Here is a 17612-nt window from a genome sequence, read left to right on the forward strand (position 1 = left end):
AGCACCTAGCGCGCTAAGAATGCGTAAGAAATCGGCAGTCACATCCGCCACGGCAGCACCTCGGGGTAACCACCACCAGATCCCGAGAAGCGATATCGCGGGTGATATCGCTCTTGAGGGTCGCCTATTGGTCCCGGCGGGTCCGACCCGGCTAGTCGCGTACCGCGGCCAGCACGCCGTCACCGAGTGGCACCAGCGCGGGGGTGAGCCGCTCGTCCTCAGCGATGAGCCGGGCGGCTTCGCGGACGGCAACCACTTCGGCGTCGCGCGCCGCGGGGTCACCGGCCCGGCCACCCAGCGCGGCCCGGTGCACGACGATGACACCGCCGGAGCGCAGTAGGCGCACGCCCTCGACGACGTAATCGGGCTGATCGATCGGGTCGGCGTCGATGAACACCAGGTCATAGGAGTCGTCGGCCAGTCGGGTGAGCACCTCTTGGGCGCGGCCGCTGATCAGCCTGGTGCGCGACGGTCCGATGCCGGCTTCGGTGAAGGCCTGCTTGGCCAGCCGCAGATACTCGGGCTCGATATCGATAGTGGTCAGCACGCCGTCGTCGCTCATCCCCGACAGCAACCAGAGCCCGCTCACGCCCGCGCCGGTGCCCACCTCGGCGACCGCCTTGCCGCCGCTGAGCTTGGCGAGCAGGCTGAGCAGCGCACCGACCGCCGGCGTCACCGCCCCGGCGCCGATGTCGACGGCCCGCTCGCGGGCGCCCGCCAGAATCACGTCCTCGGATATCGATCCTTCCGCATGCGCGAACAGCGATTCGGCTCGACTGGGGGACGCCTGGCCGGGGGCTTCTGGGTCGGTGCCGTCCATGCCCCGCAGCGTATTCCAATTTGCCGTGCGGTCCATCAGGCGCGCGGCAGCCGAACCATTTACGACACGCCCGGCGCGACCTAGCTCACTTCCTCCGCAAACGCCCTGCTCAGCCGAGGTAACGAACAGGTTTCTCAGCCAAACCTCAGACTGCTCCTATGTCGCGCATACGCCGATGCGCGACGGTTGCCATATGGAACGCGGAGGGCGCTGGGCGGGGAATAGCGAGTGGCGGCTGCGTGTTGCTGCCGATGACGAATTGCCGACCATTGGCAGGGTAAAGCCGGAGGATCCAACCATCACCACCTTTTTGAGTCCGAGCAGCATGGCACACGCCCAGGAATGTCCCGACGACGAATGGGTGGACGCTCCGGATGCCTTGCAGGGCACCGCGGTGTTCGACGCGACCGGGGACAAGACCACGATGCCGTCGTGGGACGAGCTGGTCCGCCAGCACGCCGACCGGGTGTACCGGCTGGCCTACCGGCTCTCGGGTAACCAGCACGATGCCGAGGATCTGACGCAGGAGACCTTCATCCGGGTTTTCCGTTCCGTGCAGAATTATCAGCCCGGCACCTTTGAGGGCTGGCTACACCGCATCACGACCAACTTGTTCCTCGACATGGTCCGGCGCCGTGCCCGCATCCGGATGGAGGCGCTGCCGGAGGATTACGACCGGGTGCCCGCCGACGAGCCCAACCCCGAGGAGATCTACCACGATTCGCGGCTTGGGCCCGATCTGCAGGCCGCCCTGGATTCGCTGCCGCCGGAGTTCCGTGCCGCGGTGGTGCTGTGCGACATCGAAGGTCTGTCCTACGAGGAGATCGGCGCCACCCTCGGCGTGAAGCTGGGCACTGTCCGCAGCCGTATCCACCGCGGACGGCAGGCGCTGCGCGACTACCTGGCCGCGCACTCCGAGCACAGCGGCGACGTGCTGCACACCAAGTCGGCCTAGCGCTTACCGCGTTCAGCCCGCAAATCGACTGAGTTTCGCTGCATGCAGACGAGCGATTCAGCACCTCATCGCGCTACATTCGTGAGTGGGTGGCAGCGAAAGGAACTGGTGATGGTCGATCGAGGACATGTGTTTCGGCGCGCGTTCTCGTGGCTGCCCGCCCAGTTCGCCTCCCAGAGTGATGCGCCGGTAGGCGCGCCCCGTCAGTTCAGCTCCACCGAGCATCTCTCGGTGGAAGCGATCGCGGCGTTCGTCGATGGCGAGCTGCGGATGAATGCCCATTTGCGCGCCGCACACCATCTGTCGTTGTGCCCGCAATGCTCCGCCGAGGTTGACGACCAGACCCGCGCGCGAGCGGCGTTGCGCGACTCGCGGCCCATCCGGATTCCCAGCGCCCTGCTCGGACTGCTGTCCGAGATTCCGCACTGCGCGCCCGAGGACCCCCAGCCACCAGACCGTTTCGCTGACCGCGACGCGCGCGACCAGCGCAAGCGCCGCTAGCCGGGTGGGCTGCCGCAGCGCGTGGGTTAGCACCGACCCCTTCGGAACCGTGGATACTAGGGTGGACATCGGCCTGTTTCGGGCGCTCAGCAGAACATCCCAGAGGACAAGGTGACCTCCGACCAAGGCTTCGACAAGACGCAAGACAGCGGCAACAACGGGGACCGCCTTGCGCCGCGTCCGATCTCCCGGCCGCCGGTCGACCCCGCGGCGCGTCAGGCGTTCGGTCGTCCCGTCGGTCAGCAGGGATCGTTCGTTGCCGAACGCGTCCGGCCGCCGAAATATCAGCAGCAGACCGAGTTTCGGCCGCACGATCAACCCGCCGACCCGGTGCTGGCCGAGGCGTTCAGCCGGCCCGATGCCGCCGCCGATTCGCTGCAGCGCCACCCGGTCGACGCCGCCGCGTTGGCGAGCGAGAAAAACGGGTCCGAACACGACGAACCCGACGATCCGTGGCGTGACCCGGCGGCCGCGGCCGCGCTGGGCGTCCCGGCCGTCGCCCCTGCGCAGCCGCACGCCCCGGCGGGCTACGGTGGCAAGCTCGGTGTGCGCGACGTGCTCTTCGGCAGGAAGGTCTCCTACCTCGCGCTGGCTATCCTGCTGCTCATCGCGCTGGTCATCGGCCTGATCGGCGGGGTGATCGGTCGCAAGACGGCCGAAGTCGTCGATGCGTTCACCACCTCGAAGGTGACACTGTCGACCGACAACAACACCGAAGGGCCGGCCGGCCGCTTCGCCAAGGTGGCGGCCGCGACCGCCAACTCCGTGGTGACCATCGAGTCGAAGAGCGACCAGGAGGGCATGCAGGGCTCCGGCGTCGTCATCGACGGTCGCGGGTACATCGTGACGAACAACCACGTGATCTCGGAAGCCGCCAACAACCCCAGCCAGTTCAAGACGACCGTCGTGTTCAACGACGGCAAGGAAGTGCCGGCCAACCTGGTCGGGCGCGATCCCAAGACCGACCTGGCCGTGCTGAAGGTCGACAACGTCGACAACCTGAGCGTGGCCCGGCTCGGCGACTCCGACAAGGTGCGCGTCGGTGACGAAGTGCTCGCGGCGGGTGCGCCCCTGGGACTGCGTAGCACCGTGACCCACGGCATCATCAGCGCGCTGCACCGCCCGGTGCCGTTGTCCGGCGAGGGCTCCGACACCGACACCGTCATCGACGCGCTGCAGACCGATGCGTCGATCAACCACGGAAACTCCGGTGGCCCGCTGATCGACATGGACTCCCAGGTCATCGGCATCAACACGGCGGGTAAGTCGTTGTCGGACAGCGCAAGTGGGCTCGGCTTCGCGATCCCGGTGAACGAAGTGAAGCAGGTCGCGCAAGCGCTGATCAAGGACGGCAAGATCGTGCACCCGACGCTGGGTGTCAGCACGCGGTCGGTGAGCAACGCGATCGCGTCCGGTGCGCAGGTCGCCAACGTGAAGGCGGGCAGCCCCGCGCAAAAGGGCGGCGTGCTGGAGAACGACGTCATCGTCAAGGTCGGCAGCCGCAAGGTCGCCGACGCCGACGAATTCGTCGTCGCGGTGCGACAGCTGAGCATCGGGCAAGACGCTCCGATCGAAGTGGTCCGCGATGGCCGCAACGTCACGCTGACGGTCAAACCCGACGCCGACGGCGGTTAGCCGTGTTCGGCAACCTGAGCTGGGAGCACATCCTGGTCCTCGTCGTGGTCGGGCTGGTGATCCTTGGCCCGGAACGGCTCCCGGGTGCGATCCGCTGGACGTCGAACACGCTGCGCCAGGCACGCGACTACCTCAGCGGCATGACCAGCCAGCTGCGCCAGGACCTCGGCCCCGAGTTCGACGACCTACGCGGTCCGCTCAGTGAGCTGCAGAAATTGCGGGGGATGACGCCGCGCGCCGCGCTGACCAAGCATCTGCTGGACGGCGACGATTCCTTCTTGACCGGGAACTTCGACCGGCCGGCCACCGGCGCCCCGGCGACGCCGGCGCCGAATGGGCAGACGAACGGTGCACAGGATGGGGCCCAGCAGCACGCGCCCGGTCATGCGCCGTTCGACTCCGACGCGACCTGAAACGTCAGCGCTTGGTCGGGTCGAGTCCCAGTGAGACGCCCGCCAGCCCACGCCGTCGCGACGACAGGCTGTCGGCGATGCTGCGCAGCGCCTTGCCCACCGGTGAATCGGGTGCGCTGAGCACGATGGGTGTGCCGTCATCGCCGGCGACCACCAGCGCGGGGTCCAGCGGGATCTGACCCAGCAGCGGTACGTCGGCGCCCACCGCCCGCGACAACCGTTCGGCGACCTGCTGGCCACCGCCTTCACCGAATACCTGCAGCGTGGAGCCGTCCGGCAGGGTGAGGCCGGACATGTTTTCCACCACGCCGACAATGCGCTGGCGGGTCTGTATCGCGATGCTGCCCGCCCGTTCGGCCACTTCGGCCGCGGCCAGCTGAGGCGTGGTTACCACCACGATCTCCGCGTTCGGGACCAGCTGCGCCACCGAGATGGCGATGTCGCCGGTGCCCGGCGGCAGGTCCATCAGCAGCACGTCCAGGTCGCCCCAGTAGACGTCGGCCAAGAACTGCTGCAACGCCCGGTGCAGCATGGGCCCGCGCCACACCACCGGGGTGTTGCCCTCGGTGAACTGGGCGATCGAGATCACCTTCACCTCGTGGGCGATCGGCGGCAGGATCATCGACTCGACCTGGGTGGGCCGGTCGGTGGTGCCTATCATCCGCGGGATGGAGTGGCCGTGGATGTCGGCGTCGAGCACGCCGACCGACAGTCCGCGGGCGGCCATGGCTGCCGCCAGGTTGACGGTGACGGTGGACTTCCCCACCCCGCCTTTGCCGGATGCCACCGCGTACACCCGGGTCAGTGAGCTGGGCTGGGCGAACGGAATGACGGGCTCGCGGGCGTCGCCGCGCAGCTGCTTGCGCAGCTCGGTGCGCTGCTCGTCGTTCATCACGTCCAGGCTGACCCGCACCGCCCCGGTGCCGGGAACGTCGGCGACGGCCTCGGTGACGCGGTCGGTGATCTCGGTCTTCTTCGGGCACGCGGCGGTGGTCAGGTAAATCCCGACGTGCACACCGCCGTCCGGCGCGATGTCGACGCTCTTGACCATGCCGAGTTCGGTGATGGGACGCCGCAATTCGGGGTCGATCACCTTGGCCAGTGCGGCCCGGATTGCTGTGCTCAGATCAGCTTGCGAGCCAGAAGAGTCATGATCGGACATCACCGCCGAGTGTAGGCGGCCCGGCTTTCGGCCAGCTGGCAGGCGGGGTTAGCCGGCCGGGGAGGGCGCCGGACCGTGGGCCCCCTGGGCCTGGTTCGCGGGCTTGGGCGCCGGCGAGGCCTTGGGTGGTGTCGCCGGCTGGGCTTGCGGTGCCGGGACCGCGGCGGCGGGCGGGACGGCCACCGGGTCCGGAGGCGGCGGCGGGGCCGCGGGCGCGAAGTGGCGCGAAAGGCTGCGCCCCCCATGGTGGGGCGGGGTCAGCGGGCGGCGGACCCTGCGAGCCGATGCAGATCAGGGTGCAGCCGGGCATGTGGCCCTGCGCCGGTGGCGGCGTCGCCGGGGCCATCCACGGGAACATCGGCGGCGCACCGGTGGGCTGCGGCGTGTTGAGGTCGATCAGCGGCATCCGCGCCATCGGGTCGTTGATCGACAGGCCGTTGATGTTCATCGGCAGGCCCGGGCCCAATCCCTCGGGATGCTCGTCGTGTGAGCTGCCCAGCGGGGGCGGCGGTCCGGTGATCGCCGGCAGGTCGACCGGGACCACGCCGGTGGCGTAGGCCGCGGCCCAGCCCAACACGTTCTGCGCGTAGGGCGTCGAGTTGTTGTAACGCAGGATCGCGGCCATGACCCCAGCCGGGTCGCGCAGGTTCAGCCCGCCGCTGCACAGGTAGCGGGCGGCGGCGAGGGTGGCGTCGAAGATGTTCTGCGGGTCGGCCGTTCCGTCGCCCTTGCCGTCGGAGGCGTAGCGCGCCCAGGTGCCGGGCAGGAACTGCATGGGCCCCATCGCGCGGGCATAAGTGACGCGGCTGCCGGCGCTGCTGGAGATGATGGTCTCGTTGCCGGGCAGCGTGCCGTCCAGCGCGGGACCGTAGATCGGCACGACAGCGGTGCCGCGTGCATCGACGGCGCCGTTGCCCGCATGGCCCGACTCGATGCGACCGATGCCGGCCAGCAGGTTCCAGCTGACGCCGCAACCCGGTGCCTCGGCGGCCATCTTCATTTCGGCGCTGCGGTAGGCGGACAGCGCGATCGTCGGAATGCCCAGTGCGCCAGGCGTGTTCACGATCATCGGCGGCGGTGGCGCGGAGGTCGTCGCCGAACCGATGTGGAATGCCGTCGGCGCGCGGTCAATGGCGATGACGACGGGACCGGAGAGGTCGGGCACGGTCGGCGACACCGCAGCCACCGGCGTGATCACGGCATGCACCGAGGGAATCGGGCTCTTTCCGTGCAACTGTGGGGGAGGCGCGCCCGAGACCGCTCCGGCGAGTACCAAAGGGGCGATCACGGCTACGCCGAACGCCGGCGTACGGGTCAGGCGTGGTGCCCGATTCCCGGCCGCCGCATCGACCGGGCGTGCACCCCTGCGGCCCCCAATGTGCACTCGACCGTCCTAAGTATGTGGGCTAGCGGAAGCGGGTGTGAGCTGCCGGAAACCTCTTCTTAGCTTCGTGAACTAGATCACCATACATAACTCCCGTGACGGGAGTGGCGCAATGGTGGATTCGATATTCACGGTGATTTCTTGGCGGCGGGCACACGGGTGTCGCTGGCCGGGGCGGGCTCTTCGCCCGGTCTGCGGGGTGCCAGGTCGGTCAGCACGGTGCGCAGTTCGTCGAGCTCGTCGCGCAGGTATTCGCGGGTCACGACCTCGCCGAGGGCCAGCCGCAGCGCGGCCAGCTCGCGGGCCAGGAACTCGGTGTCGGCCTTGGTCTGCGAGGCGCGGCGACGGTCCTCTTCGAGGGTGACCCGGTCCCGGTTCTCCTGACGGTTCTGGGCCAGCAGGATCAGCGGCGCGGCGTAGGCGGCCTGCGTCGAGAAGGCCAGGTTGAGCAGGATGAAGGGGTAGGGGTCAAAGCGGTACTCGACCGCCACCAGGTTCACCGTGATCCAGATGATCACGATGATGGACTGGATCAGCAAGTAGCGGCCGGTGCCGAAGAAGCGTGCGATGGCCTCGGTGCTGTTACCGATCGTCTCGGGATCCAGCCGCAACGCGTTCCAGCGCGACGACCGAGGGGTGTACAGCCGCCGCGGTTCGGTCGCTTTGCTCACAGGGACCCTCCGGTTGCGTCGACGGGCTCGACGGCGGCGTCAGGCTCTTGGACGTCCGCGCGCCAGTCGTGTGGCAGTAGGTGATCGAGCAGGTCGTCCACGGTCACCGCCCCCAACAGATGATTGTCGTCGTCGACCACGGGTCCGCAGACCAGGTTGTAGGCGGCGAAGTAGCGGGTCACCGACGCCAGCGGGGTCTGCGGTGTCAGCGGTGTCAGATCGGAGTCGACGATGCCGCCGACCAGCTCGCTCGGGGGTTCGCGAAGCAGCCGCTGCAAGTGCACACAGCCCAGATAGCGCCCGGTGGGCGTGGCCGTGGGTGGCCGGGTCACGAAGACCATTGACGACAGCGCGGCAGTGAGGTCGCCATCGCGGGCCCTGGCCAGGGCTTCGGCGACCGTGGTGTCGGCGGTCAGCACCACCGGATCCGACGTCATCAACCCGCCCGCGGTGTCGGGGGAGTACTTCAAAAGTCTTCGCACCGGCGCGGATTCGCCGGGATCCATCCGGGCCAGCAACAACTCGGCGTCGGTCGGGTTCAGCACACCGAGCAGGTCGGCGGCGTCGTCGGGTTCCATCTCCTCGAGCAGGTCGGCCGCGCGTTCGGTACCCAACTGCGACAGCGCGTCGGCCTGCTCCGACTCCGGCAGCTCCTGCAGGATGTCGGCCAACCGGGTGTCGCTGAGGGCCTTGAACACCTCGAGGCGACGCTTGGGCGGCAGCCCGCGGATGGTGTCTGCCACGTCAACGGCGCGACGGCCTTCGAACTGGCTGAGCAGCTGTGCCACGGCTTGGCCCGGCATCGCCAGCGCCGACGGCGTCAGACCCTGCACGTTTTGCCAATCCACCACGTTCACCGGCCCCCGCCGGCCCAGCCGCCGCTGGGTGCGCACGGCGATCCTGGTCACCAGCCAGTCGCGGGTGCGCGATTGCTCGATTCCCAGGTCGGTGATCGCCACGTCCCGGCCGGCGAGTTCCGGCAGCGCGGGGTCGTTGACCTTGACTTGGGTATCGAGCACCTGGCCCATCGCCAGGACCTCGCCCGGCCGCTGCTCGAAATGCCGCAGCGACACGCTGCCCGTGCTGAGCGTCACCGCGTTGGGGTCGATCGAGGCGACCCGAAGCATCGGGATGAAGATGCTGCGCCGGGTCGCCAGGTCGACGACGAGGCCCAAAACCCGCGGTTGCTGGCGGACGATGCTGATGCTGATCACGACATCGCGGACCCGGCCGAAGTTCTCACCGAGCGGGCCCAGCACCAACATTCGTGACAGCCGCGCGACGTAGACCCTGTTGACCGATGCCATGGGAGAGAGCCTATGCAGCCCGATGCCAAGCGCGCAGCCGCCGCAGCGTTGTCCGGCGCCGCTAACTCGAATGCATCGCAAAGATCCCGACGATCAAAGCGATGATTAGCGTTGCGATTCCGATCACGATGCCGGCGACGGCCAACGCGTAGCCGTCCTGGCGGGTCCGCTTGATCTGGTCGAGCGCGATGATGCCCAGCACGATGCCCACGATCCCGCCGATGCAGCACAACAGACCGGTGAACGACGCGATCAGCGAGGCGACCGCCATCCCGTTCGTCCCGGACGGCGTCACCGGCTGGGGTCCGTATGCCCCGGGATAGTCCGGCGTCGGGTAGTGGTAGCCACCCGGATATTGAGGTGGGCCGTAACCGGGTGGCGATGCGTCATATCCAGGCGGTGGTCCGCCGTACTCCGGCGCGGGCCCGAGGTAGCCGGGCGGCGGTGACGGATTGCCAAATGGCGGACCGGGTGGTTGGTAGGGCGGGGGCGGGTAGTTGGTGGGGCGGGGCACCGGGAACCTCCCAGGCGGGCTGCGTCTGCGCCCACCCGCCGGCCTCGGGAGGATTAGCCCCGTCGTCGCGGGCGTCCTCGCCGTCGGCAGGGCCCGGAGCTGTCATGCGTTCAACCTAGCCCATGTGCTGGTGGCGGGCGCGGCGCAAAGCCGAGGCGCCGACGTGCGCTTAGACACGTTGCGGCAGGCCAGTTCTGCTCGTCCCGCGGTCGGCGGCGGACTCTGCGCCGTAGCGAACCCGGAGCGCGGACCCCCGGCGGCGGGGCGTTTGCTTACCGGTCCGCGCGGGGTCGCGCGGATGCGGTGGTAGGGCCGGGATGAAAGTCTGGCCACGGGGGAGGAGAATGGGCGCCGATGACTAACCCTTACCAGCCCGGGCAGGTCCCCGGTGCGTCACCAGGCGGCTCGGTCGCGGGGCGCCGTAATGCGCCCGGCCTGCCGACACCGCCCAAGGGCTGGCCGGTCGGGTCCTACCCCACCTACGCCGAAGCCCAGCGCTCCGTCGATTACCTGTCGGATCAGCAGTTCCCGGTCCAGCAGGTGACCATCGTCGGTGTCGACCTGATGCAAGTCGAGCGGGTCACCGGTCGGCTGACCTGGCCCAAGGTGCTCGGCGGTGGAGTGCTGAGCGGGGCGTGGCTGGGACTGTTCATCGGATTGGTGCTCGGCTTCTTCAGCCCCAGCCCGTGGGGGGCGCTGCTGACCGGTCTGGTCGCCGGCGTGTTCTTCGGGTTGATCACCTCCGCGGTTCCATACGCAATGGCCCGTGGCACAAGGGATTTCAGCTCCACCATGCAATTGGTGGCCGGCCGGTACGACGTACTGTGTGAACCGCAAAACGCGGAAAAGGCGCGGGATTTGTTGGCACGTCTGGCGATTTGAAGCCACGACGAAAGGCTGAGGTCAAGGTGAGTCGCGGGCACGCACGCCGCATGGGCGTCATCGTGCTGGCGACGTTGATCATGGCATCGGTTGCGGCCTGCGGCTCGACCAGCAACGAGCTGATCATCAGCCTCTATACACCGTCCGATGATTCGGCGACGTTCACCGCGGTTGCCCGCGACTGCACCACACAATTCGGCGGCCGGTTCGCCATTCATCAGATCGGGCTGCCCAGGGCTCCCGGCGAACAGCGGTTGCAGTTGGCCCGGCGCCTGACCGGTCACGACCGCACCCTGGACGTGATGGCGCTGGATGTGGTGTGGACGGCCGAGTTCGCCGAAGCCGGCTGGGCGCTGCCGCTTTCCGACGACCCGGCGGGCCAGGCCGAGACCGACGCCACCGTCGACACGCTGCCCGGCCCCCTCGCCACGGCCCGCTGGAAGCACAAGCTGTACGCGGCACCGATCACCACCAATACCGAATTACTCTGGTATAGAGCAGATTTGGTCCATCAGCCGCCGCAGAACTGGAACGACATGGTGGCCGAGGCGACCCGGCTGCACGCCGCAGGCCAGCCCAGCTGGATCGCCGTACAGGCCAACGAGGGCGAGGGCCTGGTGGTGTGGTTCAACACGCTGCTGGAAAGCGGCGGCGGTCAGGTGCTTTCCGAAGACGGCCGCCGCGTCACCCTGACCGACACGCCCGAGCACCGGGCCGCCACCGTCAACGCCTTGCGGATCCTCAAGGCCGTCGCCACCGCGCCGGGGGCCGACCCCTCGATCACCCGGACCGACGCGGCCACCGCCCGGTTGGCGGTCGAACAGGGTCAGGCTGCCCTGGAAGTCAATTGGCCTTACGTGCTGGCGTCGCTGCTGCAGAACGCCGTCAAGGGTGGCGTGAGCTTCCTGCCGCTCAACCAGGATCCGGCACTGGCCGGCAGCATCAATGAGCTGGGCACGTTTGTCCCCAACGACGAGCAATTTCACCTCGCATATGCGGCCAGCCAGAAGGTATTCGGGTTCGCCCCGTTCCCCGGTGTGGCCGACGGCCGGCCGGCCAAGGTGACGATCGGCGGGGCCAACCTGGCGGTGGCCAGCACCACCCGGCACCGCGCGGAGGCGTTCGAAGCCGTGCGCTGCCTGCGCAGCCTGCAGAACCAGAAGTACGTTTCGCTGAACGGCGGCCTGCCGGCGGTGCGCACCTCGCTGTACTCCGATCCGCAATTCCAGGCCAAGTATCCGATGTACACCGTGATCCGCCAACAGCTCACCGACGCCGCGGTGCGTCCGGTGACGCCGGCGTATCAGGCCATGGCAATTCGAATCGCGGCGGCGCTGAGCCCGATCACCGAGATCGATCCCGACCGCACCGCCGACGAGCTGACCAAGCAGGTGCAGAAGGCCATCGACGGCAAGGGGCTACTGCCGTGACCCGCGCCGCCGGGCTGCCAGCGACGCGGGCGGCGATCTGGAAGCGTCCGGCCGAGCAGCGGCTGGCCTTCATTCTTGTTGCGCCCGCGGCGATTCTGATGTTGGCGGTGACGGCCTACCCGATCTGCTACGCGATCTGGCTGAGCCTGCAGCACAACAATCTGGCCACTCCCAACGACACCAGATTCATCGGCCTGGCCAATTACCAGACAATCCTGACCGACCGCTACTGGTGGACGGCGCTGGCCGTAACACTGTCAATCACAACGGTTTCCGTGCTGATCGAGTTCGTGATCGGCCTGACGCTGGCCCTGGTGATGCATCACACCCTCTTCGGCAGGGGCCTGGTCCGCACCGCGGTGCTCATCCCGTACGGCATCGTTACCGTGGTCGCGTCCTACAGCTGGTACTACGCCTGGACGCCGGGCACCGGCTACCTGGCCAACCTGCTGCCACAGGGCAGCGCGCCGCTGACCGAACAGATCCCAGCACTGAGCATCGTCGTCCTCGCCGAGGTCTGGAAAACCACGCCGTTCATGTCGCTGCTGCTGCTGGCCGGGCTGGCGCTGGTGCCTCAGGATCTGTTGAAAGCCGCCCAAGTCGACGGTGCGGGCGCGTGGCGGCGGCTGATCAGGATCACCCTGCCCATCATCAAGCCGGCGGTGGTGGTCGCCCTGTTATTCCGGACGATGGACGCCTTCCGCATTTTCGACAACATCTACGTGCTGACCCAGGGCGCCACCGATACCGACTCGGTGTCGATCCTGGGCTACAACAACCTGTTCAAGGGCTTCGACATCGGGCTCGGCTCGGCGATCAGCGTGCTGATCTTCTTCTGTGCCGGCATCATCGCGCTGGTCTACGTCAAGCTGTTCGGGGTCGCGGCGCCCGGTGGTGACGTCGATGGGCGCTGAGGTGGCGGGCGCGCGGCGCACCGTGCTGTGGGCCGTTACCGACCTTTTGGTCGTCGGCTATGCCGGGCTTCCGGTGCTGTGGATTCTGTCCCTGTCGCTCAAGCCGACGTCAATGGTCAAGGACGGCAAGCTGATTCCGTCGTCGGTGACCCTGGACAACTATCGCGGCATCTTCCGGGGTGACTTCTTCAGCTCGGCGCTGATCAACTCCATCGGAATCGGGTTGATTACCACCGCGATTGCCGTGGTGCTGGGCGCGATGGCGGCCTATGCGATTGCCAGGCTGGACTTTCCCGGCAAGCGGCTGCTCATCGGTTCCACCCTGCTGATCACCATGTTCCCGGCGATCTCTTTGGTCACGCCGTTGTTCAACATCGAGCGGGCCGTCGGATTGTTCGACACCTGGCCGGGATTGATCCTGCCCTACATCACCTTCGCGCTGCCCCTGGCCATCTACACATTGTCGGCCTTCTTTCGCGAGGTTCCGTGGGACCTGGAGAAGGCTGCGAAGATGGACGGCGCCACGCCCGCGCAGGCGTTCCGCAAGGTCATCGTCCCGCTGGCCGCACCCGGATTGGTGACCGCCGCGATCCTGGTGTTCATCTTCGCGTGGAACGACCTGCTGCTGGCGCTGTCGCTGACCGCGACCAAGGCGGCGATCACCGCGCCGGTGGCCATCGCAAACTTCCCCGGCACTTCGCAGTTCGAGGAGCCGACGGGATCGATCGCGGCCGGAGCGATCGTGATTACGGTCCCGATCGTCGTGTTTGTTCTAATCTTCCAACGACGGATTGTCGCCGGGTTGACTTCTGGCGCTGTGAAGGGATAGCGCGATGGCCGAGATTGTGCTGGAGCACGTCAACAAGAGTTACCCCAATGGGGCGACCGCGGTGCAAGACCTGAACATCACCATCGCCGACGGTGAATTCGTGATCCTGGTCGGGCCATCCGGCTGCGGTAAGACCACGACGCTGAATATGATTGCGGGGCTTGAGGATATCTCGTCGGGCGAGCTGCGCATCGGCGGCGAGCGGGTGAATGAGAAGGCGCCGAAGGACCGCGACATCGCGATGGTGTTCCAGTCCTATGCGCTCTACCCGCACATGACGGTGCGCCAAAATATCGCCTTCCCGCTGACCCTGGCCAAGATGAAGAAGGCCGATATCGCGCAGAAGGTCGCCGACACGGCCAAAATCCTTGACCTGACCGAACTTCTGGACCGTAAGCCGTCGCAACTGTCGGGCGGGCAACGGCAGCGGGTCGCGATGGGCCGGGCAATCGTGCGCCACCCCAAGGCGTTCTTGATGGACGAGCCGCTGTCCAATCTGGACGCCAAGCTGCGCGTGCAGATGCGCGGTGAGATCGCCCGGCTGCAAAAAAGGCTGGGTACGACCACCGTTTACGTCACCCACGACCAGACCGAAGCCATGACGCTGGGGGACCGCGTGGTGGTCATGCATGGTGGTGTCGCACAGCAGATCGGCACACCCGGCGAGCTCTACGAGCGTCCGGCCAATCTCTTCGTCGCGGGATTCATCGGATCACCGGCGATGAACTTCTTCCCCGCCACGCTGACCCCGAACGGACTGACCCTGCCGTTCGGGGAGGTGATGCTGGCACCTGAGGTCCAGCAGGTGATCGCCGCGCATCCCAGGCCCGGGAACGTCATCGTCGGGGTGCGGCCCGAGCATCTGTCCGACGCCGCGCTGATCGACGGCTACCAGCGGATACAGGCCTTGATCTTCGAGGTCAAGGTCGATCTGGTGGAGTCGTTGGGCGCCGACAAATATGTGTACTTCTCCTCGCGGGGGTGGGACGTGCATGCGGCTCAGCTGGACGAACTCGCCGCGGAGGAGCAGGTCCACGAAAACCAGTTCGTGGCACGAGTTTCCGCTCAGTCGACGGCGGCGATCGGGCAGTCGATCGAGTTGGCTTTCGACGCAACGAAACTCGCCGTCTTCGACGCCGACTCCGGGGTGAACCTGACCGTACCTGTGCCACCCGTAGCTCAGTGAGCCTGGATCAGGTAAGGGCGCACCTGCGTGGCCACTTCGCCGCGTCGGGCGTCGACTCCGAACCCGACTCCGCGAGCGTGACGTTTCTCGGTACCGAATCCATCGAGGTATTGCGATTCCGCTCGCCCGACGGTGTGGTGCGGTACGTGTCGGTGGGGTGCTCGCGCCACCCGATGAGCGACCCGACGCAGATCCAGGTGGACCAGTTGCGCGGCCCGCGTGCCGAAGTCGTGCTGTGCCTTCGGGATCCCGGACCGATCAGCGGCATCGCCCGCAGCCTGGCGATTCTGGCCGCAACGCCCGCCGTCGACGGTGTGGTGCTGGTCCCCGACGCATTGATCGACCTCGGCTCGCCGATGTGGACACGGCCGACCGCGCGGGTCCCTTTCACCGCGGTGTTGTTGGGCCACAGCGATATTCCCGACCTACCGCTCGAGCCGCCGCGCGATCCGGTGACCTTTCTGTCGGCGACTCCCATCACCGCAACGGAGGCCGCCTGGGTGCGGCTTAAGGGTGCCGACGCCATGCGCCAGGCATGGCACAACGACGGGGTCGACGTCCTCGATCCGAATCGTCCTGCGGTGCAACCTGATTGACGGCACATCCCGTTGAGTGTGCAGGCACGGCGCTGAGTGTGCGCCCGGGGTCGGCATAGCCCGAAATTCCCGCCGCCGCCGCACACTCCACGCCGCCGGCGCACACTCGACGCCGCATGAAACGCACGAAGCGCAGGCTAAAGCCAGTTGTTCCTGCGGAATTGGAAATACAGGCCGAGGCAGGAGACCATCATCAAGGCCATGATCCCCGGGTAGCCCCAGGTCCAGTTCAGCTCGGGCATGAAATGGAAGTTCATGCCGTAGATGGCCGCCACCATGGTGGGCACCGCCAAAATACCGGCCCAGGCCGCCATCTTGCGCATGTCGTTGTTCTGCTGCATACCGACACGGGCCAACGCCGCCTGCACCAACGAGTTGAGCATGTCGTCGTAGCTGGCGATCTGGTCGGCGGCCTCGGACTGGTGGTCGGCGACGTCGCGCAGGTAGCGCCGCACTTCTTTCGAAATGATGTCCTTGTTTTCGATCTGCATGCGGTGGAATGCGACGGACAGCGGGTTGACGCACCGGCGTAGTTCGACGACCTCACGCTTGATCAAGTAGATCGGTTCGACGTCGAGCTTGCGGCCCGGGCCGAACGCCACGACCTCGATGCTGTCGATATCGGACTGCATCGCACCGCTCACCTCGAGGTAGTGGTCCACCACGTTGTCGGCGATGGCGTGCATGACCGCGAACGGCCCCAGCCGCAACTGATCGGCGTCGGCCTCCATGCGCTTGCGCACCTCGGACAGTCCGCCGTGTTCGCCGTGGCGCACGGTGACCACGAAGTCCTTGCCGACGAAGACCATGACCTCCCCGGTCTCCACGATCTCGCGGGCCAGCACCACCGATTCGTGCTCGACGTAGTTGACCGTCTTGAGCACCAGGAACAAGGTGTCGTCGTAGCGCTCCAGCTTGGGACGCTGATGCGCGCAGACCGCGTCTTCGACGGCCAACGGGTGCAGCCCGAAAACGTCCGCCACTTCCTGCATCTGGCTCAGGTCCGGCTCGTGCAGGCCGACCCAGACGAACGCCTCGTGCCCGAGCAATTGGATCTGGTTCACTTTGACGAGTGCGTCATCGTAGGTGAATGTGCCGGGCATCCGGTGGCCCTCGGCGTACACCGCGCAGTCGATCAGGGACCGGTGGTGCGGATGGGGATCGGGTTCGGGGCGTGGCGCGTGCGCGATTGGTCTCAGCACTTCGGGCAAAGCGTCGAATCCCTCTAACACCCCAAACCTCCTATCGCAGCGCAGGTGTGGCAGAGCGGTGCTCATGCTACGCGTTCGGCCAGAACATCATGTGAAGAGTGCGCGGTGGCCGCGCGCCGGTGGATCCGGCGGGTGCGCTAGTTTCGAGCACGACCGAAACTCTCTGTCCAAGGAGTAAATCGAAGTGAGCGCAAGTCCTCTGAAGGTCGCCGTGACCGGAGCTGCCGGCCAGATCGGCTACAGCCTGTTGTTCCGCCTGGCCAGCGGCTCGCTGCTGGGACCCGACCGCCCGGTCGAGCTGCGCCTGCTCGAGATCGAGCCCGCGCTCAAGGCCCTCGAGGGTGTCGTCATGGAGCTTGACGACTGCGCGTTCCCGCTGCTGGCGGGCGTCGAGATCGGCGCGGATCCGAACAAGATCTTCGACGGCGTGAACCTGGCCCTGCTCGTCGGTGCCCGTCCCCGCGGCCCGGGCATGGAGCGCGGCGACCTGCTCGAGGCCAATGGCGCGATTTTCACCGCCCAGGGCAAGGCGCTCAACTCCGTCGCCGCCGACGATGTCCGCATCGGCGTGACCGGCAACCCGGCCAACACCAACGCGCTGATCGCTTCGTCCAACGCCCCGGACATTCCGAAGGAGCGGTTCTCCGCGCTCACCCGGCTCGACCACAACCGGGCGATCTCGCAGCTGGCCAAGAAGACCGGGAGCGCGGTCACCGACATCAAGAAGATCACCATCTGGGGCAACCACTCGGCCACGCAGTACCCGGACATCTTCCACGCCGAGATCGGCGGCAAGAACGCCGCCGAGGTCGTCAACGACCAGAACTGGATCGAGAACGACTTCATCCCGACGGTCGCCAAGCGCGGCGCCGCGATCATCGACGCCCGTGGGGCGTCCTCGGCCGCGTCGGCCGCGTCGGCAACTACCGACGCCGCCCGGGACTGGCTACTGGGCACCCCGGACGGCAACTGGGTCTCGATGGCGGTCGTGTCCGACGGCTCCTACGGTGTGCCGGAGGGCTTGATCTCGTCGTTCCCGGTGACCACCAAGGACGGCAACTGGTCGATCGTCCAGGGCCTGGAGATCGACGACTTCTCCCGCGGCCGGATCGACAAATCGACCGCCGAGCTGGCCGACGAGCGCAATGCGGTGACCGAGCTGGGCCTCATCTGAGGCGCGTGACAGGCGCAAGCACGGGTCG

General features: G+C 67.2%; 16 protein-coding genes and 2 pseudogenes. 11 read left to right on the forward strand and 7 right to left on the reverse strand.

Features of this window, described 5'->3' with window-relative positions; genetic code table 11:
- Positions 1-151 precede the first annotated feature (151 nt).
- Positions 152-820, reverse strand: a complete 669-nt coding sequence (locus MNAB215_RS17755) for an O-methyltransferase (protein WP_077082108.1) — start codon at positions 818-820, stop codon at positions 152-154.
- Positions 821-1013: 193 nt separating this feature from the next.
- Here MNAB215_RS17755 and sigE point away from each other — a divergent pair, with 193 nt between their 5' ends.
- The 4 genes from sigE to tatB all read left to right on the forward strand — a co-directional run bounded on the left by sigE (position 1014) and on the right by tatB (position 4324).
- Positions 1014-1775, forward strand: a complete 762-nt coding sequence (sigE, locus tag MNAB215_RS17760; RefSeq protein WP_077079996.1) for an RNA polymerase sigma factor SigE — start codon at positions 1014-1016, stop codon at positions 1773-1775.
- A 111-nt stretch (positions 1776-1886) separates the two neighbouring features.
- Entirely contained in the window at positions 1887-2276 is a 390-nt protein-coding gene (gene rseA / locus MNAB215_RS17765) for an anti-sigma E factor RseA (protein WP_077079997.1), read from the forward strand.
- Positions 2277-2387: 111 nt separating this feature from the next.
- On the forward strand, positions 2388-3911 hold the full coding sequence (gene htrA, locus MNAB215_RS17770; protein WP_077079998.1) for a serine protease HtrA: 1524 nt from the start codon (positions 2388-2390) through the stop codon (positions 3909-3911).
- A gap of 2 nt (positions 3912-3913) precedes the next feature.
- The gene (gene tatB, locus MNAB215_RS17775; protein ID WP_077079999.1) at positions 3914-4324 is read left to right on the forward strand and encodes a Sec-independent protein translocase protein TatB; all 411 of its coding nucleotides are present in this window, start codon (positions 3914-3916) and stop codon (positions 4322-4324) included.
- Between the two features lie 4 nt (positions 4325-4328).
- On the opposite strand, the gene MNAB215_RS17780 is transcribed toward tatB, so the two are convergent.
- The 5 genes and pseudogenes from MNAB215_RS17780 to MNAB215_RS30555 all read right to left on the reverse strand — a co-directional run bounded on the left by MNAB215_RS17780 (position 4329) and on the right by MNAB215_RS30555 (position 9468).
- Complete coding sequence (locus tag MNAB215_RS17780; protein WP_108637656.1) at positions 4329-5486, reverse strand: Mrp/NBP35 family ATP-binding protein; 1158 nt, start codon at positions 5484-5486, stop codon at positions 4329-4331.
- 48 nt (positions 5487-5534) lie between these two features.
- Positions 5535-6870: pseudogene (locus MNAB215_RS17785) on the reverse strand (lytic transglycosylase domain-containing protein).
- 128 nt (positions 6871-6998) lie between these two features.
- A complete protein-coding gene (locus tag MNAB215_RS17790) occupies positions 6999-7541 on the reverse strand; it encodes a DUF1003 domain-containing protein (RefSeq protein WP_077080001.1) in 543 nt (180 codons plus the stop codon).
- Positions 7538-8848: a magnesium transporter MgtE N-terminal domain-containing protein gene (locus MNAB215_RS17795; RefSeq protein WP_077080002.1), complete on the reverse strand. Its 1311-nt coding sequence runs from the start codon at positions 8846-8848 to the stop codon at positions 7538-7540. The genes MNAB215_RS17790 and MNAB215_RS17795 overlap by 4 nt, the downstream gene beginning before the upstream one ends.
- A gap of 61 nt (positions 8849-8909) precedes the next feature.
- Positions 8910-9468: pseudogene (locus MNAB215_RS30555) on the reverse strand (DUF4190 domain-containing protein).
- Between the two features lie 248 nt (positions 9469-9716).
- Between MNAB215_RS30555 and MNAB215_RS17805 the strand changes: the two are divergent.
- Genes MNAB215_RS17805 through MNAB215_RS17830 form a run of 6 tightly spaced genes read left to right on the forward strand, consistent with a single transcriptional unit; the run spans position 9717 to position 15199 of the window.
- The gene (locus MNAB215_RS17805; RefSeq protein ID WP_077080003.1) at positions 9717-10244 is read left to right on the forward strand and encodes a YflT domain-containing protein; all 528 of its coding nucleotides are present in this window, start codon (positions 9717-9719) and stop codon (positions 10242-10244) included.
- 50 nt (positions 10245-10294) lie between these two features.
- The gene (locus MNAB215_RS17810) at positions 10295-11674 is read left to right on the forward strand and encodes an extracellular solute-binding protein (protein ID WP_077080004.1); all 1380 of its coding nucleotides are present in this window, start codon (positions 10295-10297) and stop codon (positions 11672-11674) included.
- A complete protein-coding gene (locus MNAB215_RS17815) occupies positions 11671-12588 on the forward strand; it encodes a carbohydrate ABC transporter permease (RefSeq protein ID WP_245830345.1) in 918 nt (305 codons plus the stop codon). Before MNAB215_RS17810 ends, MNAB215_RS17815 begins: the two co-directional genes overlap by 4 nt.
- Complete coding sequence (locus tag MNAB215_RS17820) at positions 12578-13417, forward strand: carbohydrate ABC transporter permease (RefSeq protein WP_077080005.1); 840 nt, start codon at positions 12578-12580, stop codon at positions 13415-13417. The genes MNAB215_RS17815 and MNAB215_RS17820 overlap by 11 nt, the downstream gene beginning before the upstream one ends.
- Positions 13418-13421: 4 nt before the next feature.
- The gene (locus tag MNAB215_RS17825; RefSeq protein WP_077080006.1) at positions 13422-14603 is read left to right on the forward strand and encodes an ABC transporter ATP-binding protein; all 1182 of its coding nucleotides are present in this window, start codon (positions 13422-13424) and stop codon (positions 14601-14603) included.
- A 2-nt stretch (positions 14604-14605) separates the two neighbouring features.
- The gene (locus MNAB215_RS17830) at positions 14606-15199 is read left to right on the forward strand and encodes a suppressor of fused domain protein (protein ID WP_077082110.1); all 594 of its coding nucleotides are present in this window, start codon (positions 14606-14608) and stop codon (positions 15197-15199) included.
- A 137-nt stretch (positions 15200-15336) separates the two neighbouring features.
- Here the strand turns inward: MNAB215_RS17830 and corA are convergent, their stop codons facing one another.
- Positions 15337-16431: a magnesium/cobalt transporter CorA gene (gene corA, locus MNAB215_RS17835; protein WP_077080007.1), complete on the reverse strand. Its 1095-nt coding sequence runs from the start codon at positions 16429-16431 to the stop codon at positions 15337-15339.
- Between the two features lie 163 nt (positions 16432-16594).
- Here corA and MNAB215_RS17840 point away from each other — a divergent pair, with 163 nt between their 5' ends.
- Positions 16595-17584 carry a malate dehydrogenase gene (locus MNAB215_RS17840; RefSeq protein ID WP_077080008.1) on the forward strand — a complete coding sequence of 330 codons (990 nt, stop codon included), beginning with the start codon at positions 16595-16597 and terminating at the stop codon, positions 17582-17584.
- Positions 17585-17612: the final 28 nt, after the last annotated feature.

Origin of the sequence: Mycobacterium numidiamassiliense (genome assembly GCF_900157365.1) — a bacterium.
GTDB classification, from domain to species: domain Bacteria; phylum Actinomycetota; class Actinomycetes; order Mycobacteriales; family Mycobacteriaceae; genus Mycobacterium; species Mycobacterium numidiamassiliense.

Coding starts and splice junctions, on each gene's coding strand:
- MNAB215_RS17825 (WP_077080006.1), top strand. CDS start 13,422: ATGGCCGAGATTGTGCTGGAGCACGTCAACAAGAGTTACCCCAATGGG.
- rseA (WP_077079997.1), top strand. CDS start 1,887: ATGGTCGATCGAGGACATGTGTTTCGGCGCGCGTTCTCGTGGCTGCCC.
- sigE (WP_077079996.1), top strand. CDS start 1,014: ATGGAACGCGGAGGGCGCTGGGCGGGGAATAGCGAGTGGCGGCTGCGT.
- MNAB215_RS17810 (WP_077080004.1), top strand. CDS start 10,295: ATGGGCGTCATCGTGCTGGCGACGTTGATCATGGCATCGGTTGCGGCC.
- MNAB215_RS17795 (WP_077080002.1), bottom strand. CDS start 8,848: ATGGCATCGGTCAACAGGGTCTACGTCGCGCGGCTGTCACGAATGTTG.
- MNAB215_RS17755 (WP_077082108.1), bottom strand. CDS start 820: ATGGACGGCACCGACCCAGAAGCCCCCGGCCAGGCGTCCCCCAGTCGA.
- MNAB215_RS17780 (WP_108637656.1), bottom strand. CDS start 5,486: ATGTCCGATCATGACTCTTCTGGCTCGCAAGCTGATCTGAGCACAGCA.
- MNAB215_RS17820 (WP_077080005.1), top strand. CDS start 12,578: ATGGGCGCTGAGGTGGCGGGCGCGCGGCGCACCGTGCTGTGGGCCGTT.
- MNAB215_RS17805 (WP_077080003.1), top strand. CDS start 9,717: ATGACTAACCCTTACCAGCCCGGGCAGGTCCCCGGTGCGTCACCAGGC.